The organism is Isoptericola variabilis 225 (genome assembly GCF_000215105.1).
GTDB classification, from domain to species: Bacteria; Actinomycetota; Actinomycetes; order Actinomycetales; family Cellulomonadaceae; genus Isoptericola; species Isoptericola variabilis_A.
Window position 1 is genome coordinate 852,747 of record NC_015588.1, and the last position, 16,772, is coordinate 869,518.

General features: G+C 72.9%; 13 protein-coding genes and 1 riboswitch. Of the genes, 7 read left to right on the forward strand and 6 right to left on the reverse strand.

Features of this window, described 5'->3' with window-relative positions:
* Nucleotides 1–25 precede the first annotated feature (25 nt).
* On the forward strand, nt 26–1,438 hold the full coding sequence (locus ISOVA_RS03985) for a helix-turn-helix transcriptional regulator (RefSeq protein ID WP_041294769.1): 1,413 nt from the start codon (nt 26–28) through the stop codon (nt 1,436–1,438).
* Between the two features lie 145 nt (nt 1,439–1,583).
* Here ISOVA_RS03985 and arfA read toward each other — a convergent pair whose 3' ends face one another.
* Complete coding sequence (gene arfA / locus ISOVA_RS03990) at nt 1,584–3,143, reverse strand: arabinosylfuranosidase ArfA (RefSeq protein WP_013837972.1); 1,560 nt, start codon at nt 3,141–3,143, stop codon at nt 1,584–1,586.
* Between the two features lie 100 nt (nt 3,144–3,243).
* Between arfA and ISOVA_RS03995 the strand changes: the two genes are divergently transcribed.
* Nucleotides 3,244–5,229 carry a glycoside hydrolase family 127 protein gene (locus ISOVA_RS03995; RefSeq protein ID WP_013837973.1) on the forward strand — a complete coding sequence of 662 codons (1,986 nt, stop codon included), beginning with the start codon at nt 3,244–3,246 and terminating at the stop codon, nt 5,227–5,229.
* Nucleotides 5,230–5,234: 5 nt separating this feature from the next.
* A complete protein-coding gene (locus ISOVA_RS04000) occupies nt 5,235–6,323 on the forward strand; it encodes a LacI family DNA-binding transcriptional regulator (RefSeq protein ID WP_041295119.1) in 1,089 nt (362 codons plus the stop codon).
* A 33-nt stretch (nt 6,324–6,356) separates the two neighbouring features.
* Here the strand turns inward: ISOVA_RS04000 and ISOVA_RS04005 are convergent, their stop codons facing one another.
* From ISOVA_RS04005 to ISOVA_RS04025, 5 genes are all read right to left on the reverse strand, one after another.
* A complete protein-coding gene (locus ISOVA_RS04005; RefSeq protein WP_013837975.1) occupies nt 6,357–7,025 on the reverse strand; it encodes a YesL family protein in 669 nt (222 codons plus the stop codon).
* Nucleotides 7,026–7,033: 8 nt separating this feature from the next.
* Nucleotides 7,034–8,401, reverse strand: coding sequence for an arabinan endo-1,5-alpha-L-arabinosidase (locus ISOVA_RS04010; protein WP_013837976.1), 1,368 nt, complete (start codon nt 8,399–8,401; stop codon nt 7,034–7,036).
* A gap of 1 nt (nt 8,402) precedes the next feature.
* Nucleotides 8,403–9,263: a carbohydrate ABC transporter permease gene (locus ISOVA_RS04015; protein WP_013837977.1), complete on the reverse strand. Its 861-nt coding sequence runs from the start codon at nt 9,261–9,263 to the stop codon at nt 8,403–8,405.
* 15 nt (nt 9,264–9,278) lie between these two features.
* Complete coding sequence (locus tag ISOVA_RS04020) at nt 9,279–10,259, reverse strand: carbohydrate ABC transporter permease (protein WP_013837978.1); 981 nt, start codon at nt 10,257–10,259, stop codon at nt 9,279–9,281.
* Between the two features lie 77 nt (nt 10,260–10,336).
* Nucleotides 10,337–11,692, reverse strand: coding sequence for an ABC transporter substrate-binding protein (locus tag ISOVA_RS04025; RefSeq protein WP_013837979.1), 1,356 nt, complete (start codon nt 11,690–11,692; stop codon nt 10,337–10,339).
* A 230-nt stretch (nt 11,693–11,922) separates the two neighbouring features.
* Here ISOVA_RS04025 and ISOVA_RS04030 point away from each other — a divergent pair, with 230 nt between their 5' ends.
* The 4 genes from ISOVA_RS04030 to ISOVA_RS04045 all read left to right on the forward strand — a co-directional run bounded on the left by ISOVA_RS04030 (nt 11,923) and on the right by ISOVA_RS04045 (nt 16,658).
* Nucleotides 11,923–13,290 carry a glycoside hydrolase family 27 protein gene (locus ISOVA_RS04030; protein ID WP_013837980.1) on the forward strand — a complete coding sequence of 456 codons (1,368 nt, stop codon included), beginning with the start codon at nt 11,923–11,925 and terminating at the stop codon, nt 13,288–13,290.
* Nucleotides 13,287–14,330, forward strand: coding sequence for an arabinan endo-1,5-alpha-L-arabinosidase (locus ISOVA_RS04035; RefSeq protein WP_013837981.1), 1,044 nt, complete (start codon nt 13,287–13,289; stop codon nt 14,328–14,330). Before ISOVA_RS04030 ends, ISOVA_RS04035 begins: the two co-directional genes overlap by 4 nt.
* A 13-nt stretch (nt 14,331–14,343) precedes the next feature.
* Nucleotides 14,344–14,431, forward strand: a riboswitch (ZMP/ZTP riboswitch).
* A gap of 62 nt (nt 14,432–14,493) precedes the next feature.
* Nucleotides 14,494–15,777: a serine hydroxymethyltransferase gene (glyA, locus tag ISOVA_RS04040; RefSeq protein ID WP_013837982.1), complete on the forward strand. Its 1,284-nt coding sequence runs from the start codon at nt 14,494–14,496 to the stop codon at nt 15,775–15,777.
* Nucleotides 15,774–16,658, forward strand: coding sequence for a bifunctional methylenetetrahydrofolate dehydrogenase/methenyltetrahydrofolate cyclohydrolase (locus ISOVA_RS04045; RefSeq protein WP_013837983.1), 885 nt, complete (start codon nt 15,774–15,776; stop codon nt 16,656–16,658). The genes glyA and ISOVA_RS04045 overlap by 4 nt, the downstream gene beginning before the upstream one ends.
* Nucleotides 16,659–16,772: the final 114 nt, after the last annotated feature.

Below are 16,772 nucleotides of genomic sequence, written 5' to 3' on the forward strand. Positions count from 1 at the left end.
GGAGGTAGACGTGGTTCAGCAGGACATGTCCGCAGCGCCCGCGAGCGGACCGCAGCGTCCGCAGTACCGCGGCCGGCACCTACCGATGGTGGCGGTCGTGGTGGCGGCGTTCATCGCCACGGCCCTCGCCTACAGCGGCATGGTCCTGTTCGGGCTCGAGGTCGCGGGCATGACGCCCATGGAGGCCTACTCGCTCGCGGGCTTCCTCGAGGTCAGCCTCGTCGCCGTGGCGCTCCTGGCGCGCAACGCGGCGCTCGAGGGGCGTCCGTACGGGGTGCTGCTCACGCTGACGTGGATCCTGTCCGGCACGTCCGGCGTGTTCGCGGCGCTGCACGAGGTCGCCGTGCCGAGCGAGACGACGCCGTACATGGTCGTCTTCCGGTTCGTGCCGCCGCTCGTCGCCGCGCTCATGTGGCACCTTGCGCTCGTGGGGGAGCGGCACCTCGTCACGGGCCACACGCTCGACGAGCGCCGGCGCGAGCACCGCGTGCACCAGTACGTCGCGACGCTCGAGACGTGGCGCGACGCGCGGCGCGACAACACCGGCACGCGGCGGGGTACCCGCAAGGTACGGGTCGCGCACGCGCGTCAGCGCGCGGCCCGCGACCGCGCGCTCAAGCTCCTGACCGTCGAGGACTTCGAGCGGCGCATGCAGGTCTGGGTCGACCGGCTCGAGGCCGCGGAGCGGCACGGGAACCGCCTCGACACGATCGGCGCGAGCTCGGCCAAGCGCGGCGTCGTGCGCGCGGGGGAGGCCGAGGTCGTGGTCGAGCCGGTGCCCGCGCCCGCGCCCGTCCTGGCCGCCGCACCGGCCGACGCTCCGGCCGACGCTCCGGTCGACCTGGCGGCGGCCCTCTCCGAGGGCGCCGACGAGGCGCCGTTCCAGCCCGTGCAGGCCTTCGAGGAGCTGCCCGACTTCGCGGTCCGGGTCAAGGAGGCGTTCGCCGAGCGGCAGCCGGCGACGTGGACCGAGCCTCCCGCGCCGTCGAGCACCGAGCCGTCGCCCGCCACCGGGCTCACGCCGCGCGTCGAGCCGCTGCCCGAGACCGGCCACACGCGCCGGGTCGAGGAGATCGACCTGCGCCGCGTGCGCGAGGCGGCCGAGGCTGCGGCGTCCCGCGGCTCCGGTCCGGACGGCGAGCACGACGGCCGGGCCGAGCACGCCGGCACCGCCCCCGCCGCGGACGAGCGGGCGGGCGACCAGGCGGGCGACCAGGCGGACGGCGACGCGGATGGCAGGACGGACGAGCCCGCGGGCGAGCAGCTGTCCGGGCGCGACCGCCTGATCCTCGAGCTCGCGCGCGACGGGCGGACGCAGGCGGAGATCGCCTCCCTCGTCGACGTCTCGCGGACGACCGTGTCCCGCGTGCTGCGCCGCCACGGTCCCCGCACGGAGCTGGTCGACACCGAGTCGGGCCCGGAGATCGTCCCCGCCTGACGCACCCTTACCGAAAGTTGTCAGGGCCACGCCGCGGTATACCCAAGCCTGGCCCTGACAACACGTCGGACCCGGAACGTTGTCAGGGCCACGCCGCGGTATACCGCGGCGTGGCCCTGACGACTCGTGAGACGGGTGGGTGGGGTCAGGCGCGGGCGAACGTCCCGCTCAGCGCGGTCCACGACTCGGGCGCGAGGCGCACGGTCGTCGAACCGGCGCCACGGGCGGCGACGTCGGAGGCCACGTCGACCTGCGACCAGCACTCGCGCTCGACCTTCGCCGCGTGCTCGGGGCCGTGGACGGCGGGCTCGTGGTCGGCGACCATGCGCCAGCCCTCGGTGACCGACAGCGACGCCCCGACGTGGGCGAGGTCGACCTCGACCGGCTCGGCGGAGCGGTTGGTGAGGAACAGCGCGAGCGCGCCGTCATCGTCGACCGTCGCGGCGGCCGACACGACGGGCGCCTCGCCGTGCTGCTTCGTCGTGTACGACGGCGCGTCGACGCGCACGTCGAGCGCCGTGCCGCGCGCGAGGCGCGCCGTCGTGGCGAACGGGTGGAAGGTCGGCTGGCGCCACGCCTCGCCGCCGGGCTCGGTCATGATCGGCGCGATGACGTTGACGAGCTGGGCCAGGCACGCGACGGGCACGCGGTCGGCGTGGTTGAGCAGCGTCACCAGGAGGTCGCCGACGACGACGGCGTCGAGACCCGAGTAGACGTCCTCGATGATGCGCGGCGCGTCGCGCTGGATCGGCAGGTTCTGCTCGCCGGGGAAGCGCGACTGCAGGTACCAGACGTTCCACTCGTCGAAGCTGATGGTGATCTTCTTGTCCGAGCGGCGCTGCGCGCCGACGGCGTCCGCCGAGGCGACGACGCGGTCGATGAAGCGGTCCATCGCGGTGCCCGACGCGAGGAACGACGCCCGGTCGCCCTCGAGCTCCTCGTAGTACGCGTGCATCGAGACGTGGTCGACGAGGTCGTAGGTGTACGAGAGCACCGTGCGCTCCCACTCGCCGAACGTCGGCATCTGCATCGAGCTCGAGCCGCACACGACGAGCGAGATGGACGGGTCGACGAGCTTCATGGCCTTGCCGGCCTCGGCGGCGAGCTTGCCGTACTCGTGCGCGTCCTTGTGGCCGATCTGCCACGGGCCGTCCATCTCGTTGCCGAGGCACCAGAGCTTGACGCCGTAGGGCTTCTCGCGGCCGTTGGCGATGCGCAGGTCGGCCCAGCGGGTGCCCGCCTCGCCGTTGCAGTACTCGACGAGCGCCGCGGCGGCGTCGACGCCGCGCGTGCCGAGGTTGACGGCCATCATCGGCTCGATGCCCTCGCGCTCGGCCCACTGGAGGAACTCGTCGGTGCCCACGAGGTTGGGCTCGACGGTCCGCCAGGCCAGGTCGAGGAACGGCTTGCGCTGCTCCACGGGGCCGACGGCGTCCTCCCACACGTAGTTGGAGACGAAGTTGCCGCCGGGGTAGCGGACCATCGAGACGCCCAGCTCGTGCGTGAGCTCCGCGACGTCCTTGCGGAAGCCGAACTGGTCGGCGGTCGGGTGGCCGGGCTCGTAGACGCCGGTGTAGACCGCGCGGCCCAGGTGCTCGACGAACGAGCCGAAGAGGCGGCGGTCGACGGTGCCGCGGCGGAAGTCGGGGTGGAGCGTGACGCGGGGGCGGTCGGTGGCGGGCGCGTCGGTGCGGGGGTCTGCCATGGGGTTCTCGCGGTTCCTCGGTGAACGGTCGGGCGGTCGGTTACAACGATGTAGAGTGAATCACGTATCCCGTGCCCAGCACCACTCCGGAGTCTCGACGATGACGCTCACCACCCCTGCGGGCGCCGCCGGCCCCGTGGCCGGTGCGCTGCCCCACGCGCGCACCCGGCCGTTGCCCACGACGGCGGTCCGCCTCCTGCCGAGCGGGCGCCTGGGGGCGTGGCAGGAGCGCAACGCCGCGGCGACGATCCCGCACTGCCTCGACGCGCTCGAGACGTCAGGCGCCCTGGACAACCTGCGCCGCCTGCTCGACCCCGCCGACCCCGAGCACCACGACGGCCCGTACCGGGGCTTCAACTTCGCCGACTCCGACGTGCACAAGACGCTCGAGGCCGTCGCGTGGGAGTCCGCGCGGACGGGGGTGCCGGTGCACGAGGAGACCGTGCGGCGCATCGTCGCGCTGCTCGAGCGGGTCCAGGCGCCGTCGGGCTACCTCGACTCCCACGTCCAGGGCGGGGCCGCGCCGTCGACCGAGCCGTACGCCGACCTGCGCTGGGGCCACGAGCTGTACGTGCTCGGGCACCTGCTCCAGGCCGGCGTCGCGCGGGCGCGAGCCACCGGGGAGCGCGACCTGCTCGACGTCGGCCGGCGCTGGGCGGACGAGGTCACCGGACGCCTCGAGGCCGGCGAGGAGATCTTCTGCGGCCACCCGGAGGTCGAGACCGCGCTCGTCGAGCTCGCGCGCGAGACCGGCGAGCGGCGCTACGTCGACGCCGCACGGCGGATGGTCGACCTGCGCGGGCACCGCCGACTCGGGTCGGGCCCGTTCGAGCCCGCCTACCACCAGGACGCGACGCCCGTCGTCGAGGCGACCGAGGTCGCCGGCCACGCCGTGCGCCAGCTCTACCTCCTTGCCGGCGTCGTCGACCTCTACCTCGAGACGGGCGATACCGAGCTGCTCGACGCCGCGACCCGCCTGTGGGACGACGCCTTCGGCCGCAAGACCTACGTCACGGGCGGCATGGGCTCGCGGCACAAGGACGAGTCGTTCGGCGACCCGTTCGAGCTGCCGCCCGACCGCGCGTACGCCGAGTCGTGCGCCGGCGTCGCGAGGGTGCTGTGGGCGTGGCGGATGCTGCTCGCCACGGGCGAGGGCCGGTACGCCGACGCGATCGAGCACGCGCTGCACAACGTCGTCGCGGCGGCGACGTCGCTCGACGGCACCGCGTTCTTCTACTCCAACCCGCTGCACGTGCGCGAGGGCCACGACGGCTCCGACGAGTACCAGGCCTCCGGGCGGCGCGGCTGGTTCGCGTGCGCGTGCTGCCCGCCGAACCTCGCGCGCCTCGTCGCCGCGCTGCAGACCATGGTCGCGTCCGCGCACGACGACGGCACGCTCGCGCTCCACCTCTACGCCGACGCCGATCTCGAGCTGCCGCGCACCGGCCTGCCCGACGGCGGTGCCCAGGACGGCGTGCGGCTCGCCGTGCGCACGGGGTACCCGTGGGACGGGGACGTGGTCGTCACGGCGTCGGCCCCGACGCCCGTGCCGCTCGCCCTGCGCGTGCCGGGGTGGGCCGACGTCGCGCGCCTGCGGCTCGTCGTCGACGGCGAGCCCCGGCCCGTCGAGACCGACGCTCGCGGCTACGCCGTCGTGCCGCCCGGCGCGCGCGAGGTGCGGCTGAGCCTGCCGATGGAGCCGCGGGCGCTGCACGCCCACCCGCGCGTCGACGCCGTGCGCGGGTGCGTGGCACTCGCGCGCGGACCGGTCGTGCACTGCCTCGAGCAGGTCGACCACCCGGGCGTCGCGCTCGAGGACGTCGAGATCGACCCGGCGAGCCTCGCCGTCGGGCCGGGCGACGACACGCTCGGGATCGGCGCGACGCTCACGGCGACCGGCCGCGCCCGCCCGTCGGGGGGCCTGCCGCTCTACCGCGACGCCGTGCCGCCGGACGCCGCCGACGCGGCGGTCCCGGTCGAGGTGCGCGCGGTGCCCTACGCTGTGTGGGGAAACCGAGGAGAGGGGCCGATGCGGGTCTGGGTTCCGGCTGCGCAGACGCACGCCGAGCAGCGGGCAGGGCGGTGAGCGGCGTGCCGGTGACCATGCACGACGTCGCGGTCCGCGCCGGGGTGTCGATCAAGACGGTGTCGAACGTCGTCAACGGCTACCCCCACATACGCCCCGAGACGCGCGAGCGCGTCGAGGAGGCCATCGAGCACCTCGGGTACCGCCTCAACACGACCGCGCGGAACCTCCGCACGCGCCGCACGGACATGATCACGCTCGCGGTGCCGGAGCTGTCGCTGCCCTACTTCGCCGAGCTCGCCGACTCGGTCATCCGCGCGGCGGAGCAGCACGGCCTGACCGTGCTCATCGAGCAGACGAGCGCGAGCAAGGAGCGCGAGATGGAGGTGCTCTCCGGCAAGCGGCGGCACCTCACCGACGGCCTGCTCTTCTCGCCGCTCGAGCTGGGCCAGGACGACATCGAGCTGTTCTCGGTCGACTTCCCGCTGGTCGTGCTCGGCGAGCGCGTGTTCGACGCGCCCGCCGACCACGTGACCATGAACAACGTCGCGGCCGCGAAGGCCGCCACGCTGCACCTCGCCTCGCTCGGCCGCCGGCGCATCGCGCTCATCGGCGCCCACGAGGGCGAGCAGGTCGGTTCGGCAGCGCTCCGCACCGCCGGCTACCTGCAGGGTCTCGAGGAGGCCGGCCTGCCGTACGACCCGGCGCTCATGGGCGAGGCGGGCCTGTGGCACCGCGCGACCGGCGCCGAGACCATGGCCCGGATGCTCGACGCCGGTGTCGAGGTCGACGCGGTGTTCGCCCTCAACGACGCCATGGCGCTCGGCGCGCTGCACGCGCTGCACGCCCGCCGCATCGACGTGCCGGACGACGTCGCGCTCATCGGCTTCGACGACATCGACGACGTCAAGTACTCCGCGCCGACCATCAGCTCGGTCGACCCGGGGCGCGAGCAGATCGCGCGCACCGCCGTCGACCTGCTCGTGGAGCGGATCGCGTCGACCGGCCACCGCACGTTCCGGCGCGTCGTGCCCGACTCGCGCATCGTCGGGCGCGAGTCCACCGGTGACGTGCCCATCGGCGCGCCGGAGAAGGTCGTCGCCGTCCAGCCGGGCGGGATCGAGGAGGTCGCCGTCCACACGGCGGCCAGCTGACCCGCCGCACGACCTCCCCGCAAGACGGACGTCTCAGGAGGCCCGTGCGTCGATCCGGTCGAGGCGGTCGTCGACGAGGCGGCCGGTGGCCCACAGCGGGAACGACGCGCCCACGAGCACGACGAGCGCGGGCAGCGCCCACACGGCGAGCGCGGTCGCGCCGAGCACGACCAGGACGGCGAGCGACGTCGTCGGGCCGAGCAGGGGCACGAGCAGCAGGAAGCGCCAGGTCGCACCGGCACCGCGGTCGTAGCGCTGGGTGACGCGCGGCCAGTACGCGAGCACGACGGCGCCCCACACGGCCACGGCGACGAGCCCCACGTGGAGCGCCGCGCGCGCCGGGCCCTCGAGGAGCGTGACGGCGACGCCGTCGAACCACAGCAGGATCGCGGCGGCCCACACGGGCGCGAACAGCAGGTTCGCCCGCCCGAAGCCGCGCCGCCAGGTGCGCCAGAACGTGCGCCACGGCGTCGGGTCCGCCGTCATCGCCGCGGCGACGGCGCTCCCGGCACGCAGCGACGGGCCGAGCCCCAGCACCACGCCGCCCGCGAGCGTGCCGAGCAGGACCATGAGGTTGAGCTCCACGAGCAGCGTGACCCAGCGCAGGCCGAGCATGACGCCACCGGCCCAGCCGGGCACCTCGGCGTCGGCGACGCGGCGCCGCGCGTCGGCGCGCAGGTCGCGGTCGCGCGCGTCGGTCACGGGTCCTCCTACGGCAGGCGGGTGGCGAGTGTGACGCGCCCCGCGTCGTCGAGCGCGCCGAGGCACAGCGTCGCACGTCCGCGTACGGCGTCCCAGCCCGGGTGCACGACGGCGGACACGGTCGCGCCGTCGTCGGCCGTCCAGGTGAAGCGGCCCTCGCCGAGGGCTCGCACGCCCGAGCGGGGGGAGAGCTCGCCGACGACGCCGTCCTGCACGCGCGTCGGCGCGGCGCCGGGCGCGAGCGACTCCCAGGTGCCTTCGAGCACCGCGGGATCGGTGGGCCAGCACGCCTGGTCGTCGTCCTCGCGGGCCGCGCCGGCCCACGGCTGCGGCGACACGAGCGGCCAGCCGTCGTGCGTCCAGACCAGACGCCGCACCTGCAGCCGGTGCTCGGTCGGCGCGTCGGCGTCGCGCACGTGGTGCACGAGCAGGTGGCGCTCGAGCGGCCCGGAGGCCGTCGGGACGGTCTCGGTCAGCACGGACGCGTGGCCCGGGGCGAGCACGCCGGGCCCGCCCGCGTGGCGGTGGCCGGCGAGGATCGGCACGCCGATCGACCAGGGGTCGACGTCGGGCCCGTCGTCCGACATGGTGCGCCCGGCGCGGTCGCGGAACGGGCCCGTCACCGCGTCGCCGACCGCGGCGCGGACGTGGTAGCTCGACGCGAGCGAGTCGTACGAGACGACGAGCGCCCACCCGCCGCCGGGGCGGGGGAGCACGAACGCCCCCTCGACCGCCCCGTTGTCCGCGGTGCGCGCCCGGCGCGCGAGCAGCGTGCCGGGCGCCGTGTGCAGCGTGCCCGGCGCGGGCGCGTCGGGGACGAGGCCCGTGGCCGGGTCGACCGGCAGCACGTGGATGCCCCCGAAGAACGACCCGTACACGAGCCACTGCGTGCCGTCCGGCTCGGTGACGAGGTTGGCGTCGATGGCGTTGGGCTGGGTGAGACCCTCGGGCGGCTCGTGGTGCTCGCTCGCGACGACGACGCCTCGGTCGGCCCACGGGCCGGCCGGGTGCGGCGCGACCGCCAGGCCGATCGCCGAGCGCCGGGAGCCGAACGTCGACGCCGAGTAGTACATGCGCCACTCGGGCCCGGCGGGGGTCGGGACGCGCACGACGTCGGGCGCCCACAGGCCGTGCGCCCCGGACCAGGCGGCCGCCGGCGCGGGGACGCCGTCGAACGCCCAGCCGTGGAACTCCCACGTGACCAGGTCCGACGACCGGCGGATCTGCACGCCGCCGCGGACCGGCCCGTCGGACCGGGCGTCGGTCGAGAACAGCCAGTACGTGCCGTCGTCGTCGCGCACGATCGTCGGGTCGTGGACGTGCTTGGCTCCCCAGGCCGCCGTGTCGAGGTCGGCCCGGGCGTCGAGGTCGGTCATGTCAGCCCTTGGTCCCGGTCAGCGCGACCGACTCGATGATCTGCCGCTGGAAGATGAGGAACACCACGAGGATCGGCAGCAGCGCCACCGTCGAGGCGCCCATGATGAGCGGGTAGTCGCGCTGCGTCGCGTACTGGACGTTCATGTTCGCGATGACGACCTGCAGCGTCTGCCGCTCGGGCGTGTTCAGGTAGAGGATCGGGGCCAGGTAGTCGTTCCAGACCACCATGAACCACAGGATGAACTGCGCGGCGACCGCAGGCCGGATGATCGGCAGGATCATCTTCCAGAAGATCTGGAAGTACGAGGCGCCGTCGATCTTCGCGGCCTCGACGAGCGAGTTCGGGACGTTCTCGAGGTACTGCCGCAGGAAGAAGATCATGACGATGTTGCCGAAGATCGCCGGGACGATCAGGGGCAGCAGCGTGTCGACCCAGCCGAACCGCGAGAACATGACGAACTGCGGGATCATCAGCGTCGGGAACGGGATCATGATGCCCGTGAGCAGGCCGATGAAGATCGTGTTGCGGAACGGCAGGCGCAGCTTGGCCAGCGAGAACGCGGCCAGCGAGCAGGTGAACGTCCCGATGATCGTCACGGTGAGCGAGACGATGAGGCTGTTCTTGAAGCCCGAGAGGATGAGCGAGTCCGCCCACATCCGCACATACGTGTCCCACTGCGGGATCTCGGGGACCCACACGGGCGGGAGGGCGAAGACCTCGAGCTTGGTCTTCAGCGACGTGGAGAACATCCACAGCAGCGGGGCGATCATGACGATCGCGCCGGCGGCGAGGATGATCCAGACGACGGTGTCGGTGATGCGCGAGCTCGTCTTGCGGCTCAGCGCCGGAGTGCGTGCCATGGTTCTTCCTCCGCCTCAGTCGATGACGAAGCTGTTGCGCCGGTTCAGGCGGAACTGGATGAGCGTGATGATGAGGATGAGGATCCCCAGGACGATCGCCATCGCGGTGGCGTACCCCATCTGCTGGTAGCGGAAGGCCTGGCGCCAGATGTGCCACACGGCCGAGGCGGTCGAGTACTCCGGGCCGCCAGTCGGCGTCATGATGTTGATCTCGGTGAAGATCTGCGCGCCGGCGATGATGTTGGTGACCACGAGGAAGAACGTCACGGGCCGGACCATGGGGAGCGTGATCGCGCGGAACCGCTGCCAGGCGTTCGCGCCGTCGAGCTCGGCCGCCTCGTAGAGCGAGCGCGGAACGGACTGGATCGCCGCCAGGTACAGCAGCATCGAGTACCCGAGGCCCTTCCAGACGGCCATGATGATGATGGCCGGCTTCGACCAGGTGGTGCTCGCGAGCCAGTTCGGGCCGTCGATGCCGAGGTACGCCAGGAACTGGTTCACGAGGCCGAAGTCGCCGTTGTAGGCCCACTGCCACAGGATCGCGATCGCGGCGAGCGACGAGATCACGGGGATGTAGTAGATGGTGCGGAACGCCGTCAGCCCGTACAGCTTGCGGTTCATCGCGAGCGCCAGCGCGAGCGAGAGCGCCAGGCCGATCGGGATGCCGATCATGTAGAAGAACGTGTTGAACAGCGAGATGCGGAAGTACTCGTCGCCCAGCAGGTTCACGTAGTTCTGCAGGCCGACGAACCGCATCGGCCCCAGGCCGTTCCACTGCGTGAGCGACGCGTAGGCGGCGAAGAGCACGGGGTAGAGCGTGAAGGCGAGGTAGCCGATCACGGGGGCGGCGACGAAGATCAGCGCCCACTTCTGCTCCTGGCGGTGGAGCCGCGAGGTCCCGCCGCCGGGCGGTGCCTTCCGAGGGGGTTCGGTCACCGAGCCGCGCAGCCCGGTCGTCGCGGTCGAGCCGGACGTCGTCGCGGAGGACGTCGTCATCGCTGACTCCTTCGTCGAGAGGGTCGGTCGGGCGGGTGCGGCCGCCGGGGCTCCGGCGGCCGCACCCGGTGGGACGGTCAGCCGTTCGCGCCGGCGTTGGCGGCCGCGGCCTGCTCGGCCTGGGCGTTCGACTCGTCGAGCAGCTGCTGCATGCGCGGCTGGACCTCGGCGAGGTACTCGGCGGCCGGCTTCTGGCCGTCGACGACGGGCTGGATGTTGGTCCACAGCTCGTCGTACCAGGCGGCGCCGTACGTCATCGCGGCGGGCATCGGGCGGCCGTAGTCCTGGATGATGTCGAGGAACTCCTGACGGTTCGCCGGCTCGGCGTCGGGCGCCTGCGCCCACTCCTCGGCCACGTCGATGAGGTTCGGGACCTGGATGTTGGCGTTCACCAGGGTCTCCTGCGCGGTCGGGTCGGCCGACAGGTAGGTCACGAGCTTGACGGCCTCCTCGGGCATGTCCGTCGTCGTCGAGACGCCGATGCCGAGCGAGCCGATCCACGCGGCGGTCTCACCGGTCTTGCCGACGGGCCAGGGCATGAGGTCGTACTCGAAGTCGAGCTCGTTGTAGACGCTCATGTCCCACGGGCCGACCGGGAAGAACCCGATCTCGCCGGCCATGAAGCGCTGGTAGGTGTCGAGCGTCTGCGCCTGCTCGGGGTTCGGCGTGACCTTGTGCTCGGTCGTCAGGTCGGTGAAGAACTGCAGCGCCTCGGCGAACTCGGGCGTGTCGACCGTGACCTGCGTGCGGTCCTCGTTGGTCCAGTCGCCGCCGTTCGACCACACGAACGACTGCAGGTTCCACTGGACGTTGAGGCCGGTGCCCCACTGGTCGACCTCGCCGTCGCCGTCGGTGTCCTTGGTGAGGGCCTTGAGGATCTCGAGCCACTCGTCCCAGGTCAGCGGCTGGTCCGGGTCGGGCAGCGGGATCCCGGCCTCCTCGAGCATCGTCTTGTTGTAGCCCATGGCGAACGGGCCGACGTCCTTCGGCAGGCCGTAGAGGCGGCCGTCGGGCGTGCCCTGGAGCGTGCCGTCGTAGCGGTAGGAGTCGACGCCGTACTCCCACAGGTTGTCGAGGTCCACGCCCTGCTCGGCGACCTGGTCCGTGATGTCCATGAGGATCCCGGAGGTCACGTACGACTGGAGGTTGGCCTGCTCGATGTAGAACACGTCGGGCACGTTGTTGCCGGCGATCGCGGCCTGCAGCTTCGTCGCGTACTGGTCCGCGTCGGTGACGATGACCTCGACCTCGACGCCGGTCTCCTCGGTGAAGCGGTCGATGGCCTCCTGGTAGGCGGCCTTCTCGTCCTCGCCGCCGCGGAACATGAAGGTGAGGCCCTCCGACGAGCCTCCTCCGCCACCGGAGCTGCACGCGGCGGTGCTGGCGACGACCAGCCCGGCAACGACGCCGGCGGTCAGGCGTGACTTCCTCATCACGGGGTCCTCTCGGTCAATCCGGGTCCGCGATCGAGGGTTCCTGTCACCCTCGACTCGGCTTTACATCGATGAAGAATCACCGACGGCCCACACGCTCGCACGGTCGGCGGCCGATGGTCAAGTGTCGTGGGTCACGAACCTACAACGATGAAGAGGCGGCTTGACGCGGTGGCGGCCGGCCATGCACCATCGGCTCCTACAACGATGTACAGGCGGGAGAACGAGCGATGGAGCGCAGCGGGACGGCCGCGCCGCAGGTGGCACCGCCCATGGGCTGGAACTCCTGGGACAGCTACGGCACCACGGTGACCGAGGACGAGGTCCTGGCCAACGCCCGGTTCATGGCCGAGCGCATGGCCGACGTCGGCTGGGACACCGTCGTCGTCGACATCCAGTGGTACGAGCCGACCGCCCGCGCCGGCGGGTACAACCAGGACGCCCCGGTGCAGTTCGACGAGCGAGGCTTCCTCGAGCCGGTGATCGCGCGGTTCCCGTCGGCCGACGGCGGCGCGGGGTTCGCGCCGCTCGCCGCCGCCGTGCACGACCTCGGGCTGCGCTTCGGCATCCACCTCATGCGCGGCATCGCGCGGCGCGCCGTCGAGGCGGACCTGCCCGTGCCGGGCACCGAGCACACCACGGGCGAGATCGCCGACCGCGGGAGCACGTGCCCGTGGAACCCCGACTGCTACGGGCTGCGCCACGACCACCCGGGCGCCCAGGCCTGGCTCGACGCGATGATCGAGCACGTCGTCGGCTGGGGCGTCGACTTCCTCAAGGTCGACGACATGCTCGCCCCGTACCACGCGGACGCGATCGAGGCGCTCTCGCTCGCGGTCCGACGCGCGGAGCTGCGGCACGGGCGGCGCGTCACCGTCTCGCTGTCGCCCGGCACCGAGCTCTCGCTCGCGCACCTCGAGCACCTGCGCGAGCACGCCGACATGTGGCGGGTCTCGGACGACCTGTGGGACCGCTGGGAGGACGTCGAGGCGCAGCTCACGCGCCTGGCGCGGTGGGCGCCGCACTCCGGTCCCGCCGGCTGGGCCGACGCCGACATGCTGCCGCTCGGCCGGATCGGCCTGCGCGCCGAGCGCGGCGAGCCGCGCGACAGCCTCCTGACCGCCGACGAGCGCCGGACGATGCTCTCGCTGTGGTGCCTCGCGCGCTCGCCGCTGTTCGTCGGCGGGGACCTGCCCACGTCGGACGCGGCGACGATCGCCGACCTGACCAACCCGGCCGTGCTCGACGTCGCGCGCGGCTCCGGTGGCGGGCGCGAGCTGCTGCGCGAGGGCGACCTCGTCGTCTGGGGCGCGCGTGGCGGTGGTGAGCGCGGCGGCGGCGAGCTCGCCGGCGCGCGCTGGGCCGGGGTGTTCAACACCGGGCGCGAGGCGCGCCGCGTGCGCGTCCCCGCGGCGTCGGCGGACCTGCCCGGCGCGCCCGAGGCGCTCACCGACGTGTGGACGGGCGAGCGCGTCCGGCTCGCGCCCGCGAGCGCCGCGACCGCCGGCGACACCGTGATCGACGTCGACGTGCCCGCGCACGGCGTGCGGCTCCTGCGGCTCGACGCGGACCCGGCCACGGACGAGGCGTGCGCATGAGGCCGGCCCTGGTCGCGGCGACGGCCGGCGTGGTGGCCGTCGTCGTCGCGGGCGGCGTGACGCTCGGCGTGACCCGTCCCTGGGAGCCTGCGGCCGAGCCGCTCGAGCTCGCGGGCGACCTCGCGACGCACGACCCGGCGCTCGTCGTCGGCGACGAGGGCGAGCCCTGGTTCGTCTACTCGACCGGCGACGTGCGCGTCGGCTTCGGGGCGCCGCAGATCCGCCGGTCCGACGACGGCGGGCGGACGTGGGAGCGGGTCGGCACCGCGTGGGACCGCGCGGGAGACCCCGCGTGGGTGCGCGAGGAGATCGACGGCGTCACGAACTACTGGGCTCCCGAGCTCTACGAGAACGACGGCACCTGGTACCTGTACTACTCGGCGTCGACGTTCGGGTCGAACGACTCGGCGATCGGGCTCGCGACGGCGACGACGCTCGACCCGGACGACCCGGACTTCGGGTGGACCGACCAGGGCATGGTCATCCGCTCGCACGCCGGCCAGGACCACTGGAACGCGATCGACCCCGGCATCGTCGAGGACGCCGCCGGGAACCCGTGGATGTTCTTCGGCTCGTTCTGGGGCGGGATCCAGGTGGTGCCGCTCGAGTGGCCGAGCGGGAAGGTCGCCGGCGACGCGGAGCCGGTGCGCGTCGCCTCGCGTGCCGGGGTGCCCGAGAACGCGATCGAGGCCCCGTACGTCGTCGAGCGCGACGGCTGGTACTACCTGTTCGTCTCGTGGGACAAGTGCTGCTCGGGCGTCGACTCGACGTACCGGATCGTCGTCGGGCGCTCGCGCGACGTCACCGGGCCGTTCCTCGACGCCGAGGGCCGGGACATGGCGCTCGGCGGCGGCACCGAGGTGCTCGCGACCGACGGGTCGATGATCGGTCCCGGCGGGCAGTCGCTGTCGAAGGGCCACCTCGGCTACCACTTCTACGACGACGACGACGGCGGGATGTTCCGGCTGGCGATCCAGGAGCTCGCGTGGGAGGACGGCTGGCCGGTGGCCACGACGGACGTGCCCGGCACGGGGGAGTAGCCATCCGATAGGATCGCGACGTCGCGACTGGCGTACAGGTGGATCACCACCGGGGAGCGACGCGCTGTGCTGACGACGGGTCGTTCGCCTGGGCCCGCTCGCTCGATCCGACCCTGTCGAACCCTGTCCGACATGCCGCCGTCCGACGCAGCAGGAGAACGCCATGAGCACGCCCGACCCCACCCTCAACGCGCCCCTCGCCGAGCTCGACCCCGAGATCGCCGCCGTCCTCGAGGGCGAGCTGGCCCGCCAGCGCGACACCCTCGAGATGATCGCGTCCGAGAACTTCGTGCCCCGCGCCGTGCTCCAGGCCCAGGGCTCCGTCCTGACGAACAAGTACGCCGAGGGCTACCCGGGCCGCCGCTACTACGGCGGCTGCGAGCAGGTCGACATCGCGGAGAACCTCGCGATCGCCCGCGCCAAGGACCTCTTCGGCGCCGACCACGTCAACGTCCAGCCGCACTCGGGCGCGCAGGCCAACGCGGCCGTGCTGCACGCGCTCATCAACGCGGGCGACAAGATCCTCGGCCTCGAGCTGGCCCACGGCGGCCACCTCACGCACGGCATGAAGATCAACTTCTCCGGCAAGCTGTACGACGTCGCCGCGTACGGCGTCGACCCGGAGACGCACCGCATCGAGATGGACGAGGTGCGCAAGAAGGCGCTCGAGCACCGCCCCGACGTCATCATCGCCGGCTGGTCCGCGTACCCGCGCCAGCTCGACTTCGCCGCGTTCCGCGAGGTCGCCGACGAGGTGGGCGCCAAGCTGTGGGTCGACATGGCGCACTTCGCCGGCCTCGTGGCCGCGGGGCTGCACCCGTCGCCGGTGCCGCACGCCGACGTCGTCTCCTCGACCGTGCACAAGACGATCGGCGGCCCCCGCTCGGGTTTCATCCTGAGCAAGGAGGAGTACGCCAAGAAGATCGACTCCGCCGTGTTCCCGGGCCAACAGGGTGGCCCGCTCATGCACGTGATCGCCGCGAAGGCGGTCGCGTTCAAGGTCGCCGCGACGGACGGGTTCAAGGACCGTCAGGAGCGCACGGTGCGCGGCGCGAAGATCATCGCCGAGCGCCTCTCGCAGCCCGACGTCGCGGGCGCGGGCGTCTCCGTCCTCACGGGCGGCACCGACGTCCACCTCGTGCTCGTCGACCTGCGGAACTCCGCGCTCGACGGCCAGCAGGCCGAGGACCTCCTGCACGACGCCGGCATCACGGTCAACCGCAACGCCGTCCCGTTCGACCCGCGCCCGCCGCGCGTCACCTCGGGTCTGCGCATCGGCACGCCGGCGCTCGCGACGCGTGGGTTCGGCGACGCCGAGTTCACCGAGGTCGCCGACATCATCGCGACCGCGCTGCGCGACGGGGCGTCCGCCGACGTCGAGGGCCTGTCGGCGCGCGTCGCGAAGCTCACGGCCGACTTCCCGCTCTACCCGGGGCTCGCCCAGTGACGGCGCAGAAGCTCGACGGCAAGGCGACCGCCGCGGCGATCAAGGACGAGCTGCGCACCCGGGTCGCGGCGCTGCGCGAGCGCGGCGTCGTGCCCGGGCTCGGCACGCTGCTCGTCGGGGACGACCCGGGCTCGCAGTGGTACGTCGCGGGCAAGCACCGCGACTGCGCCGAGGTCGGCATCGAGTCGATCCGCGAGGACCTGCCCGCCGACGCGACGCAGGAGGAGATCGAGGCCGCGGTGCGCCGGCTCAACGAGGACCCCGCCTGCACGGGGTTCATCGTCCAGCTGCCGCTGCCCAAGGGCATCGACACCAACCGCGTGCTCGAGCTCGTCGACCCGGCCAAGGACGCCGACGGCCTGCACCCGACCAACCTCGGCCGGCTCGTGCTGCGCGTGGGCGACGAGATCGACTCGCCGCTGCCCTGCACGCCGCGCGGCATCATCGAGCTCGTCGAGCGGCACGGGGTGTCGCTCAAGGGCAAGGAGGTCGTGGTGCTCGGCCGCGGCGTGACCGTGGGGCGGCCCATCGGGCTGCTGCTCACGCGCCGCGCGGTCAACGCGACGGTGACGCTCACCCACACGGGGACGCAGGACCTCGCGGGGCTCGTGAAGCGGGCCGACGTCGTCGTCGCGGCCGCGGGCGTCAAGGGGCTCGTGACGGCCGACATGGTCAAGCCCGGCGCGGTGCTCGTCGACGTCGGCGTCTCGCGCGAGACCGACCCGGAGACGGGCAAGTCGCGCGTCGTCGGCGACATCCACCCCGACGCGCTCGAGGTGGCCGGCTGGTACTCGCCGAACCCCGGCGGCGTCGGGCCCATGACCCGCGCCATGCTGCTGGCCAACGTCGTCGAGACGGCCGAGCGCCTCTCGGCGAAGTAGCGCACGATCCGCCGAGGTAGCGCACGATCCGCCGAGGTAGCGCGTTCTCGCTCGAGGTAGCGCACGGGGAGGGCGCGCGCTCGAATGAATCGGTCGCTGCGCTCCCTCTGCTCT

Bases quoted from the DNA above. Each gene is read 5' to 3' on its own strand.
- ISOVA_RS04030 (WP_013837980.1), top strand. From the start codon at position 11,923: ATGGAGCGCAGCGGGACGGCCGCGCCGCAGGTGGCACCGCCCATGGGC.
- ISOVA_RS04035 (WP_013837981.1), top strand. From the start codon at position 13,287: ATGAGGCCGGCCCTGGTCGCGGCGACGGCCGGCGTGGTGGCCGTCGTC.
- ISOVA_RS04025 (WP_013837979.1), bottom strand. From the start codon at position 11,692: ATGAGGAAGTCACGCCTGACCGCCGGCGTCGTTGCCGGGCTGGTCGTC.
- ISOVA_RS04015 (WP_013837977.1), bottom strand. From the start codon at position 9,263: ATGGCACGCACTCCGGCGCTGAGCCGCAAGACGAGCTCGCGCATCACC.
- arfA (WP_013837972.1), bottom strand. From the start codon at position 3,143: ATGGCAGACCCCCGCACCGACGCGCCCGCCACCGACCGCCCCCGCGTC.
- ISOVA_RS03995 (WP_013837973.1), top strand. From the start codon at position 3,244: ATGACGCTCACCACCCCTGCGGGCGCCGCCGGCCCCGTGGCCGGTGCG.
- ISOVA_RS03985 (WP_041294769.1), top strand. From the start codon at position 26: ATGTCCGCAGCGCCCGCGAGCGGACCGCAGCGTCCGCAGTACCGCGGC.
- glyA (WP_013837982.1), top strand. From the start codon at position 14,494: ATGAGCACGCCCGACCCCACCCTCAACGCGCCCCTCGCCGAGCTCGAC.
- ISOVA_RS04010 (WP_013837976.1), bottom strand. From the start codon at position 8,401: ATGACCGACCTCGACGCCCGGGCCGACCTCGACACGGCGGCCTGGGGA.
- ISOVA_RS04020 (WP_013837978.1), bottom strand. From the start codon at position 10,259: ATGACGACGTCCTCCGCGACGACGTCCGGCTCGACCGCGACGACCGGG.